The sequence below is a fragment of the Ketobacter alkanivorans genome, assembly GCF_002863865.1.
In the GTDB taxonomy this organism is placed as follows: Bacteria; Pseudomonadota; Gammaproteobacteria; order Pseudomonadales; family Ketobacteraceae; genus Ketobacter; species Ketobacter alkanivorans.
Genome location: NZ_CP022684.1, coordinates 3448146 through 3459733 on the forward strand (window position 1 = coordinate 3448146; position 11588 = coordinate 3459733).

An 11588-nucleotide genomic window follows, 5' to 3' on the forward strand; every position below is an offset into this window, starting at 1 on the left:
CTAATGTTGCAGCAAATGTCGGAAATCCGGGTCGGATATAAATTGATCTAACGTGCTGTCCAGAAAGTGCATCCATGTACTGAGCATGTCTATATCGTTGACTGCTTTGCTACGATAAGCCTGCATAGACCACAAAAACGATCTTGCGCTGCGCACCAGCATACTGATTCTTACCGCGTCCGGATCGACGCTGAGGCCGGATGATCGCTCATAATGTTCTAAGAAAAGAGATCGATGACTTGTGTTTCCACCGGCAACAACCAAAGCGGCTGAACCGATTTCAGCCTGTCTCGGTGCAAACTGGATGTTGTCGAAATCGATGATGGCGATTAACGATTCATGGTCATCAAAAATCAGATTCAGCCAGTTTATGTCGTTATGAGTTAATACTACTTCTTGCAGTGCAGAGCCCTGTGCCAGCGGTATGCGAGCTAATTGCTCTGCGAGGCGCTGAAACTTTGGAAATGTTGTGAGCAACCATCGATCCATTGGGGATTTGAAGAGTTTCCATTTCAGCAGGGAGTCCCCACGAATTCCCAGACGATTTTTGGCGCAGATGGCGTTTGCATTCTCAAGCGGAGACTGCAGGAGCGCTTTTGCGTTAGCCAAGTCTGGTTCGATCCTGCTTTCATAGTGCTTTGAGGCAATGCAGTGGAAGCGGCCCAGGTTTGCAGCGACTTCGCAGATTAGTTTTTCAGAGATCGTTTCGCCAGTTTCGATATGGTTGTGGTGCCGCCCTCGAATCCATTGGTGAACCGAGTACAGATGCTGGCCACGGCGAACCAAGCTCTCGCCATTCTTGGTCAACTCCAATGTTGCCGCCGGGAACCCTTCGCTGGCTAAGTGTTTTTGTAGTTCGTGTGACAGTGCGAGGTTCTTTGGTGCGTTGTCGGCATCATAGCGTTTAATGACCCATTGTTTGTCGCCGATACGAAATCGCGCATTCTGATTTGTCAGGCGCTGAGGGACTACTGATAGCTCGTCGAGCGTGCCTTGATAAAACTCGAAGTGCTGTAGTATGTCCTGAATTTCGTTGGTGTTGAAAGCTGAGCTGGTCATTAATGAGAATTCCGAATAGCGAGCCTGCTGATCGATATCAAAAAGTTGGTGAAAATCCGCTTAAAACTGGAAGTAAATGAATGAAGGTGCACCGATGGATGCACCAACAAACAGAAATATCAATCCAACATAGACAAGTGATTTCAGTGGTATAGCCATTGGATCAAGGTATTTGTTCACAGCCCGGTCAATCAGTGAGCGGGGAGTGAAATGAACCAGTGCAGCAAGGCCAAGTATGCCGTATAGCAACCCATTGAATTGGGATCCACCAGTAAACTGGAAGAATCCGCTCACGTAATCAGTGAAATTCTCGATGCTGGTGACGCGGAAAAGCAGCCAGCTGAAGACAATTAAATGGAAGTTGATCAAGATTTTGGCGAGCATCTTGCCGTTAAATTGTGACTCGACGACGATATTTCGAGTGAATATCAGGATGCAGCCGTGGAAAGCGCCCCACAAAATAAAGTTGAATGCGGCACCATGCCACAGTCCGCCAAGTACCATGGTGATCATCAGGTTGCGTGCGGTGAACAGCGTTGAGCCTCGGTTGCCCCCTAATGATATGTAGAGATAATCCCTTAGCCAGCTGGATAGTGAAATGTGCCAGCGCTTCCAGAAGTCAGAAGGTGATTGTGCCAGGTAGGGCCGGTTGAAGTTCGGTGGCAATATAAAGCCCAGCATCAAGGCGACGCCGATAGCAATGTCGGAGTAGCCTGAAAAATCGCAGTAGATCTGGAACGTGTAGGCATACAACCCAATCAGAAGATCCCATGAAGAATAGGCGCTGGGGTTTTCGAATACGGCATCCACGGCCAAGTAGGCTAACAGATCAGCGATGACGATCTTTTTGAAGAGCCCAATGAACACCAGTTTTAGCCCTGATTCCCATTGCTCTGCGCTTACTTTGGTTGGGAGGTCGATCTGTGGCAGAAAGTCTTTTGCCCGTACGATAGGGCCGGCCACAAGCTGGGGAAAGAACGATACAAATACCGCAAATTTAACAAAGGAATGCTCGGGTTTTAGATTTTTGCGATAGATATCCAATGTGTAGCTAAGGGTTTGGAATGTGTAAAAAGATATTCCAACCGGCAGCAACAACTGGTGGTAAATTTCGGGGATATCGATGCCAACAAGCGCAAACATGGATCTGCTGGCATCAAAAAAGAAATTAAAGTATTTGAATATGGCCAATATGCCCAGGTTGAGCACGAGGCTGGCAAGTACCAGCAGTTTCCTTTTCTTTTCATTGGTTTCGTAATGCAGTTTTCTACCGATGGCAAAATCGACAATGGTAGACAGTGCAATCAGGCCCGCGTATTGCCAGTACCAAGACATATAAAAGAAATAGCTGCCGGTCAGTAGAAGCACGTCGCGCAATCTCTGCTTGGTGCAGCATGCGTAAAACAGTATTAAAAATATCGGTAGGAAAAGTGCAAAAGGTAAGGAGTTAAATGTCACGCCCGGGCTCCTGAGCAAGAATTTGGTTCAGTGTGTCGCTGATGACCTGAGCTATGATGTGGTGTCCATCTGCAGTGAAATGCACGTAGTCGATAAAGTAGTTTGGTTTTCCGTTCAATGCCTGGCCTACATCAATCACATCAACGCCCTGTTCTGTACCGATCTTTTTCATGAGCGTGTTGTAGTGATTGATTGTTTTGATCCAGCCTGTGGGGGATAGGTAGGCCTGATACTTCACAAAGTTGGTGATCTCGGTGCGCGACATCTCATCGATGTTGCTTAAATCATGGGATAGGGCAAACGTGGTCAGTACCGGTTTAATGTGCAGTTCTCGACAAGCCTGAATGAACGTAAGTATGTTTTCCTCGAAATCCTGATCCATTGCTTCCGGCAGGCGTTCTTTCAGGTTTCCTCGCAGTTTGATGTTATTGCCTATGTAGTCGGATAGATGCACATACAGCGATAGCGATTCGAACAGTTTAACGGCCGGCGAGAAGTCCATAATACTATTGCTGGTTTGCTGGCTGGAGGTTGTGCCTTGGGTAAGCTGTCTCTGTTGGTCCGAAATGATCATGCTCATTTGGTACAGGATTGCGTAGTCCGGTTGATACAGTGGAGCGTATTTGCGCAGCAGGCGAATGTTGCCAGCGATGGTCATACCGTTATCACTGCCATTGATGGATTGGCAGGGTATGGGCGGAGTTAAGCGTTCGCATATTGCGTTGGGGAATATTTTATCAGGTGGCACCCTGCCGCCATAAGCGTGGGAGGCAGAGGCGATCCAGATTCGTAAGTTGTTGTTTTTTTCGGTTGGGATGATTTCGCTGCGAAACGGAAAATCCTTGGCGGGGCCATACTTGGAGACGGTATCGTTTTTTTGTGTTGGTTTGGATTGCTCTGGCTGCGGGCCGAAAATTGGGGTGTCGTAGCCCAGTCGGTAGTGTCGATATTCGAGACCGGTTTCTATGATAAGCATGACCGACACAGCGATTATGAGATATTGGTAAAATGTCCGTGCGGCGCTGTTTTTCATGAAGGTTCCTGTCAGTGTTGGCGCGATGAAGAAAACTGCATCCCGGTGGGGCCTTTGCATCGCATGAAAGCAACCAGAAACCTGCGCCGCGCCTTATGATGTCGGTATCAGTCGAGGGCGGGGTGGTGTTGTTGCACTAATCAATGATTGTGAAGCGTTGTAACTTGTTGAAAATTCTGCAGTTGAAGCTTCTGACCTGCTTTCAAATTGAGCAGAATTTTCCGATATGTGGGTACATTAGTCAATAGACCGAATGATGCAATGGTATTATGTCAGCCGGATCAGGGTAAATATCCACGACGGTGCTCCTCTGTTTTGGGTGAAGCATCACTTTGCGGTGGATATTTCAGATGTGAAGCGTGTTAGGCAGCCGTATCGCGGCCGGGCCTCTGGGCGATGGGATAAGTCTCCAGCCTTGGTAGGTAGTTCTCACGGTTGGTAAGAATTAAGTACCACACTTCACAAAAAACGGATCTGCTGGCTGCAGAAATGGCCTTTTTACTATATTTTTACAGCTGGTTTTAGATAATTTGCTTCACCATAGAGCTATTTAATATGAACGTTCTTAATCAATATTCTTTTCGAATTTCCGTGGCATCAGTGTTGTCGTTTTTGCTGTTGATGCCCGTGTCGGTATTTGCAGCGGTCGATCCCTGCCTGGATCGCAGCAGCTTGCCAGCAGCGAGTGGCACCGTTGTCGATGTCTCGTCTGTGAGTGAGCTCAACGATGCGGTCTCGAATCTGCAGAACAATTCTACCATTCGCCTGGCTCCGGGCACCTATAGCCTGTCAAGAACGCTCTATTTAAGACGCAATAATGTCACTATCATGGGCAATGGCTCAGATTGTGGTGCGGTCATATTGGCGGGGCGAGGCATGGATAACGCCGATAATGGGGGCGTGACACATGGCATCTGGTCAGACGCCCAGAACTTAACGGTGATGAATCTAACCATACGCGATACCTATCAGCATGGGATTGTGTTTAATTCTGGAGCCTACGCGCCAACCATCAACAGCGTCGCTTTGATTAATACAGGTACTCAGTTTATCAAGTCGAATCCGACCTCCTACTCTAATGGGGTGAATGACGGGGTGGTGATCAATTCGTTGTTTCGTTATGAGGTAGCGCCGCCAGCAACAAACCATGGGGGCGGGACCGGTTATACCAATGGCGTTGATGTGCATGCCGGTGACAACTGGCGCATCAGCGGTAATCGCTTCGAGAACTTTCATACCCCTGATTCGGCCAATAACCTTTGGAATCCTGCCATTCTTATGTGGAACGGTGCGTCAGGCAGCGTGGTAGAGAATAACGTTTTTGTTGATGTGGACAGGGCGGTGGCATTTGGTTTGATGCAGCGTTCAGAAGGCTATGATCATGAGGGCGGCGTTATTCGCAACAATATGATCTATTATCGCAGCGGCTTGTATTCTTCCAGCCGCACCTCCAGTTCAGATGGTGCCATCATCGTGTGGAACTCACCCAACAGTGTGGTTGCCCACAACACCATTTTGACCAATGGCAACCTTAATCGCTCCATCGAGTTCCGTTTCAATACCTCTGGGGCACAGGCCATTAATAATTTGTTTGATGCCTCCATAGGATCAAGAAACTCAGCTACTTACGCAGCAACGGGCAATGCGTCCGGTGCGGCGCAGGCGCTGTTTGTTAATCCGGGTAACGGTGATCTGCGTCTGAGAGAGACGGCAACTGCGGTCATGAATGTGGTGGATGCTGTGTCCTATGCGCCGACGGATGTCGATGGAACTCAGCGCAGTGGGGCGGGTTCGGTAGACGTTGGTGCTCACGAATTTACGGCGATGTCACCACCGCGCCCACCTGAAAATGTGCAGGTGCAGGGTAATTAAGATCCTTTGAGTTGTGGTGATCTTGTTTGTCGAACCCGTCGACGTGAGTTGGCGGGTTCTTCCTCTGCAATTTGCTTGACTACGTAGATGTTGTAAGCGCAGGCGGTAAACAGCACGCACCAGTACAGTAGTTCTGCCCGGAATCGATTCATAAATGACATGGCGATGATGAAAGAGATAAGGGCACCCTCTATCGCAACCACCTTGTAGTAATTGTCGAAGTCTTTTCTTCTTGCTAGCTCCTTTTTGGTTTGCCGCGTTGCCCAAAAGCTGGAGTACAGCAACATAATCAACATGAATATGCCGGGGTAACCCAGGTCGGTGAGCGCTTCAAACCAGGTGGAGTGGACGCTTCGGTTGCGGCTGAACCCTGTGTCCATGTCTTCAGGCAGGTATTCCGGTGCATGGGCTTCAAAGCCTGCGGCACCGGCTCCAAAGGGGTGATCCTTGGCCATGTCCATTGCGGCGATCCAGAAAAATACCCGTGTAGCGCCCGTTTGTTGCTCTTCGGTCATCTCTTGTTCTTTTATGGATAAAAAGCGCTCAATAGCGGTTTGGTCAATTAGAAAGCTGGCTGCAATTAACCCCATAAAAACTACGGCCACGGCGGAGCTTTTTTGATTGGTGCGTTGATGGGATGAAAAAAACATGTACGCGAGGAAGTACAGGTTTCCGCCAATAATAGCCAGGAATGATGCTCGGCTATTGATCAATACGATGGCGTTGGCGATAAAGGCTCCGGCGACCGCGATGGAGAATTTGGCCAGCTTTTTGTTGTGTATCCAGAAAAAATACAGGCAGAGGACGGCGGACGGCGCGATGGCCGCAGCAATGCCGTTGGAGTCAGGCGCATCGACGGTGCCTATGCCTTCTACTCGTCCGGTGCTGTCCCGGCCAACTTGGTAGGCCAAGTATCCAATATACGCTGTGCCTGCAATGTAGGCATACAGAATGCCATCCAGTTTGTTGCTGGTATCCACCAATTTATAAGCAACAGAAAGAATAACCACCATTTTGATGAAGTTAATGGTGGCGTCACTGTGGACAGAGGGCAGCGAAGCGTAGCCGGATGCAATAGCATAGCCCGCTGCGATCATGAATATCCATTTGAACTGCGGAGCCGCCATCAGCCGGTTTTGGCTGTGCTCTTTCAATTTCCAGGTGAACACGATCAGCATCAATATTACGGTGAAGAACGAATAGCTGATGCTGGGTATCATGTAGCTCCACCAACGTCCCAAAGGGTTCATGAAGTATATGAATTGGTAAAGCATGAACGCCCAGGCAGTATGGCTGGTGAAAGCCATGATGAACCCGCCTAGATATGAAACGATGAATAATGTTAGATTCAGCATGCGTAAGTATTTGATACTGGTTGTAATACGTTTTGGCTCGGCGCGTTAGTTGCCGTTGCCGAATAAGGATAGTGTTTAAGTGAAGTATAGTGATTTCCCTGTGTGGCGCAGCATAACACTTCGGAAGTTATCATTGAAACGTCACATTTCGGGTTCAAGCTTTAGCAAACTTGAGGTTGTCATCAGTGATCTAAAGCAAACGAGCGAGGGCGTGACAGGATGAAAGCTACCGCGGTAGAGTTGGCAGTGTCTGATAACTGCTTATTGGCGTACAAACTGTGCAGAGAATGGAAGCGTGATTTGGTGTTGACGGTGAATGAGGCTGGGAAGGAGCGTAAGCTGCGATTCCCCAAGCATCTGGATCGCCTCAGTATCGATGCTGTGACGGAAAGCTGCTCGGATGTTGTGAAGGTTGGGCGCTCTGGTATCAGGGGGCTTATCGATAAAGATGAGAACTATGTGCTGGATCAGCAGGTGAGTCGGCGAGTGCTGATTTCTGGGTCCGGGCGTTGTGGAACACAGGCGATATCACAGTTTCTTGATGGCATGCTTGATCAGAATAACAAGGTCGTGAATGCCCGCCACGAGACATTGCATGAATTTATCCTGCCGCTGCTCGTGGCTGGCGATGCTGAGGGTATCAGCAAGATCGCTCGGGATATGATGCACGATATCGAGTCTGCGCCTTATTACGCGTTGTGTCCCGATGCCATTCATGCCGATTACGTTGTGCACCTTGTGCGTGATGGTCGACGAGTGGTCCAGTCGGGCATGAATCGGGGGTGGTATGATGACAACAGCCTGTGGAATCAGATTAAGCCAGTGTTCAGCAAGGATCGATTTGAGAATTGCTGTCATTTGTGGCGGTTAACCACCGACAATATGACGCAGTGTGCAGATGCCACGTTTCGTTTGGAGGATCTGGTTGCCTCCGCCCAAGAGCGCGCCCGTCTGGTGTCGACTGTTGGGTTGCAATGGTCGGGTAAGGAGCTGCCGTTGGCAAACCAGGGCAAGCTTTCATCGGATTACACGCAATGGACAGTGCGCCAGCAGGCGCAATTCGATGAGATTTGCGGCCCAATGATGGACCGACATTATCCTGATTGGCGCAACTGATTCTGTGTGGGTCTGATTGAAGCATTAATCGACGCCATGCCTCTGTCATTAGCCTAAGCCTTATTACCCGGCAACTGAGGGTTGGGTATTGGCATGGGAACGGATAGAATGAGCCCCGGTGATTCGCCTGTAGAGTATGGGGGCTCGTAATGGAAGAGAGTGCGATCGGTTTAGTCAGTGTAGTGGTTCCGGTGTACAACGCGGCGGATCATCTCCGGGATACCCTGGATAGTATTTTCAATCAGACCTATAAAAATCTTGAAGTCGTTGCCGTAGATGATGGCTCCTCTGACGATTCTGTAGAGATCTTGAAATCCTACGGTGAACGGGTGGTGGTGGTTCAGCAGGCGAATGCAGGCCCGGCCGCTGCGCGTAACCTTGGGGTGGAAAAGGCCAATGGCAGCTGGATCGCCTTTCTGGATGCCGATGATCTCTGGCAGCCAGACAAAATAGAGAAACAAATCCAGGGGTTGGGCGGATGTAGCTGGTCGTACACTGACTCAATCTTTATGGGCGGGGTGAACGACGGCAAGCGCGATAGCGAGTTGAATGACAAGCTTTCCGGCGAGGTGCTGGATGCGCTCATATGTTGTAATTTCATCGGCACCTCCTCTGTTATGATTCGGCGTGATGTGTTTTTGGACATCGGTGGCTTTGATCGGTCGCTGAGGTCTATTCAGGACTGGGATCTTTGGATGCGAGTGGCGGGTGAACATCCTATTGCCTATCTCGACGAACCGATGGTCCGGTATCGTGTGCATGCAGCATCCACATCAAGAAGTACTCGTAAAACGCTTCCAAATCATCTGAAGGTCATAGATAAAATATTCTCTCCACAAGGGGTTGCGGCCCATAAGAGTCACCTGAAGCCGGTGACTAAAGCCAAATCCATGGGAATATGCTCCCAGATCGCAGAAGAGGAGGGGGATTACTCTTTTGCACTCAAGTGTGCCATTGGCGCCTTTCTTCAGCAGCCATCCAGCCGCGATCATGCTATTCGTGCCCTGAAGTCATCCGTGAAGTTTGTGCTGCATGGGTTGGGACTTTATGGGCGCGCCTAGTGCATTGGCCCCTGTCTGTGGGCGTTGTGCCTAACCGTCAATTCTACTCAGAAAACCATAATTGAGTCAGTAACTTATGAGCGAAATGCGGCAGGCAATTTTTTATTCAATGTTGAATAAATATTCCCTTCAGGTGATCAGCTTTATCTCCATTGCCATACTGGCGCGGCTGCTGACACCCGAGGAAGTGGGGGTGTTTGCGGTCGCCACATCGTTGGCGTTTGTGGCTACATCTTTGCGAACGTTCGGGGTGGGGGAGTACTTGGTACGTGAAAGGTCCATTGATCGCCAAAAAGTGAAAACGGTGGTTGGGGTGATGGTCATTATGTCGTGGACCCTGGGCCTGATATTTATGGTTGCCTCGCCCTGGATCGGGGACTTTTATGGTCAGCCTGATCTTGGCGATCTGATTTGTATCATCGCGGTACCTTTCTTTGTTGCACCGTTTTCGACCATTCCCTTTTCATTGCTGGCTCGCAGCATGAAATTTGATTCCATATTGAAAATCGAGCTGGCCGGTTGCCTGGTAAGAAATGGTGTCTCGATTGGACTGGTGCTGTATGACTTCAGTTATTACGGGCTTGCTTGGGGCACCCTGGCCGGGGTGCTGATGGAATTCGCCATGATCACTCTATATCGCCCAGCGGAGATGAGCTGGATACCTTCGTTTCGCAATCTGGGTAAGGTGTTTTCTGCCGGAATGCAAATCAGTCTCAGCAACCTCTTCCTGTTGAGTTCGCAGAACAGTAATGACCTGATTCTGGGGCGCCTGTCTACGATGAATAATGTGGGTATCTACTCGCGAGGGCTGGGGTTGATTCTGTTTCTCAATGATGTGGTGGTTAAGGCCGTGGGCCCTGTGGCGTTGCCTCATTTGGCAAAGGTGAAGCGCGAGGGAGGCGATGTGGCGGAGGCCTATTTAAATGCCGTGGGGCTGGTCGGTGCGGTAGCCTTGCCGCTCTTTGCGGTGGTGAGTCTGTCTTCGCTGGCAATGATTACTGCGCTGTTTGGTGATCAGTGGGCGTTTTCTGCACAGCTATCTTCCATACTGGCGATCTGGATCATGTTTCAATCAATGCACTGTTTTGCCAAGCAGGCGCTGCTGACGGCGGGGCAGGAGCGGCTGTTTTTGGTCAAGGAGCTGCAGTCTCTGGTGGTCAAGGTGGGGTTTATTGTGGCGGCGGTGCCCTATGGTCTGACCTGGGTGGCCTGGGCAGTGGCGCTGTCGGGGCTGATAGATTTTCTGGTGGTATCGTATTTGCTTAAATTAGCGCTGGATATTCGCTTTTGGCCGATGTTGAAGCACTTTTTTCCGAACATGCTGGTGGCCGCCGCCTGTTGGACGGTGTTGCGGCTGGCGGGCATGGTGATTCCGTTAGATCAAATGAATGCGTGGTTGTCTCTGTTGATTACGGGCGCGCTGATGGTGCCGGTCTGGCTTGTCTCTCTGCGGCTCACCGGTAATAGCCTGTGGCCCTTTGTGGTGTCAGTATTTCAGCACCTGGGGGATAAAGTGCGCGGGTCACGCGGGTAATACATTATTAATATCAGTTGGTTATGATTTTATGGGGCTTATATTGCTCGCAGAAGCCCGATTTGGGAACAAAAGCCGACGGATTTGGTCTGGTATTAAGCCGGGGTGTAATGTTTTTCGTGCGGTTCGGTATTTTTAACAGCCGTTTTTCGCCATTGGGTGGTAAACTGCGCCATTAATTTCTCATCTATCATCAATTTCGGGTGAGGGGTTGTTAGTGGCCACTCAGGGTAGCGGCAGCCAATTCACTGACAGTAAATCAGGTTGTGAGTTATGACTGCAAAAATCGTAATTGTGTTTAGTTTTATATTGGGGCTGGCGGGTTGTGCCGACAGCGTTGGGGAAGATCACATGCCATTGACTCGTTTAGGGGATGTTCCGGTTGCAAAGCTGGAAGCCATGTCCTCCAAGACTTATTTCTTTGGCCACCAGTCCGTGGGCCGCAATATGTTGGATGGCTTGCGCATGGTCATGGCCGATAACCCTGCAGTGAAACTGAATATTGTTGAGAGTGAAAGCGCCGGCAGCGTTGCCCCGGGGGCTTTCTTGCACTCGAACGTGGGAAAGAATCGTTTCCCTCAGACTAAAATTGATCAGTTTCAGGGCGCTTTGGAATCCGGTCTGGGTAATCAGGTGGATGCGGCTTTCCTGAAGTTCTGCTATGTGGACTTGTCCCAGGCCGGTGATGCACAGGAGCTGTTCCAACAATATCAGGCGTCGGTAGATGGCTTGAAGGCCAAGTTTCCTGAAACAACCTTTGTGCATTTCACCTTGCCCGTCAAATCGGTGCCCACCGGTCTGAAAACCTCGGTAAAGAACCTGATTGGGCGTGAAGTGCCTGAGCAGATGGACAATGTGCGTCGTGCCGAGTACAACGCGTTGTTGCGTGAAACCTATAGTGCCGATCCGATATTTGATATTGCCCGGATGGAGTCCATTGACCCTGCCACCGGCGAATCGTTTTCGTTTAGCTTGAATGGCACGCAATATGAGGCCATGTCGCCGGGTAATACCGACGACGGCGGGCATCTGAGCGAAACAGGCAAGCGCTGGATCGCCGAGCAGCTGATTGTGTTTCTCGCTAATTTGGAATAAGGAGT

General features: G+C 49.9%; 9 protein-coding genes. 5 read left to right on the forward strand and 4 right to left on the reverse strand.

Annotation, left to right across the window (positions count from 1 at the left end):
- The 3 genes from Kalk_RS14765 to Kalk_RS14775 form a co-directional block, all read right to left on the reverse strand.
- Complete coding sequence (locus tag Kalk_RS14765) at positions 1-1059, reverse strand: phosphotransferase (RefSeq protein ID WP_101894975.1); 1059 nt, start codon at positions 1057-1059, stop codon at positions 1-3.
- A gap of 60 nt (positions 1060-1119) precedes the next feature.
- Positions 1120-2427: an MBOAT family O-acyltransferase gene (locus tag Kalk_RS14770; protein WP_158643512.1), complete on the reverse strand. Its 1308-nt coding sequence runs from the start codon at positions 2425-2427 to the stop codon at positions 1120-1122.
- Between the two features lie 79 nt (positions 2428-2506).
- A complete protein-coding gene (locus Kalk_RS14775) occupies positions 2507-3550 on the reverse strand; it encodes an SGNH/GDSL hydrolase family protein (RefSeq protein ID WP_101894977.1) in 1044 nt (347 codons plus the stop codon).
- Between the two features lie 555 nt (positions 3551-4105).
- On the opposite strand from Kalk_RS14775, the gene Kalk_RS14780 reads away from it, so the two are divergent.
- The gene (locus tag Kalk_RS14780) at positions 4106-5422 is read left to right on the forward strand and encodes a right-handed parallel beta-helix repeat-containing protein (RefSeq protein ID WP_101894978.1); all 1317 of its coding nucleotides are present in this window, start codon (positions 4106-4108) and stop codon (positions 5420-5422) included.
- Here Kalk_RS14780 and Kalk_RS14785 read toward each other — a convergent pair.
- The gene (locus Kalk_RS14785) at positions 5419-6729 is read right to left on the reverse strand and encodes an O-antigen ligase family protein (protein WP_158643513.1); all 1311 of its coding nucleotides are present in this window, start codon (positions 6727-6729) and stop codon (positions 5419-5421) included. The genes Kalk_RS14780 and Kalk_RS14785 overlap by 4 nt on opposite strands.
- Before the next feature lie 267 nt (positions 6730-6996).
- Between Kalk_RS14785 and Kalk_RS14790 the strand changes: the two genes are divergently transcribed.
- The 4 genes from Kalk_RS14790 to Kalk_RS14805 all read left to right on the forward strand — a co-directional run bounded on the left by Kalk_RS14790 (position 6997) and on the right by Kalk_RS14805 (position 11583).
- Positions 6997-7893, forward strand: coding sequence for a sulfotransferase family protein (locus tag Kalk_RS14790; protein ID WP_101894980.1), 897 nt, complete (start codon positions 6997-6999; stop codon positions 7891-7893).
- Positions 7894-8042: 149 nt separating this feature from the next.
- The gene (locus tag Kalk_RS14795; protein ID WP_101894981.1) at positions 8043-8954 is read left to right on the forward strand and encodes a glycosyltransferase family 2 protein; all 912 of its coding nucleotides are present in this window, start codon (positions 8043-8045) and stop codon (positions 8952-8954) included.
- An 85-nt stretch (positions 8955-9039) separates the two neighbouring features.
- Positions 9040-10488, forward strand: a complete 1449-nt coding sequence (locus Kalk_RS14800; RefSeq protein ID WP_267892443.1) for a lipopolysaccharide biosynthesis protein — start codon at positions 9040-9042, stop codon at positions 10486-10488.
- Between the two features lie 273 nt (positions 10489-10761).
- Positions 10762-11583: a hypothetical protein gene (locus Kalk_RS14805; protein WP_101894983.1), complete on the forward strand. Its 822-nt coding sequence runs from the start codon at positions 10762-10764 to the stop codon at positions 11581-11583.
- The last annotated feature ends 5 nt before the right edge of the window (positions 11584-11588 follow it).

Coding starts and splice junctions, on each gene's coding strand:
- Kalk_RS14785 (WP_158643513.1), bottom strand. CDS start 6,729: ATGGCTTTCACCAGCCATACTGCCTGGGCGTTCATGCTTTACCAATTC.
- Kalk_RS14790 (WP_101894980.1), top strand. CDS start 6,997: ATGAAAGCTACCGCGGTAGAGTTGGCAGTGTCTGATAACTGCTTATTG.
- Kalk_RS14780 (WP_101894978.1), top strand. CDS start 4,106: ATGAACGTTCTTAATCAATATTCTTTTCGAATTTCCGTGGCATCAGTG.
- Kalk_RS14800 (WP_267892443.1), top strand. CDS start 9,040: ATGCGGCAGGCAATTTTTTATTCAATGTTGAATAAATATTCCCTTCAG.
- Kalk_RS14775 (WP_101894977.1), bottom strand. CDS start 3,550: ATGAAAAACAGCGCCGCACGGACATTTTACCAATATCTCATAATCGCT.
- Kalk_RS14805 (WP_101894983.1), top strand. CDS start 10,762: ATGACTGCAAAAATCGTAATTGTGTTTAGTTTTATATTGGGGCTGGCG.
- Kalk_RS14765 (WP_101894975.1), bottom strand. CDS start 1,059: ATGACCAGCTCAGCTTTCAACACCAACGAAATTCAGGACATACTACAG.
- Kalk_RS14795 (WP_101894981.1), top strand. CDS start 8,043: ATGGAAGAGAGTGCGATCGGTTTAGTCAGTGTAGTGGTTCCGGTGTAC.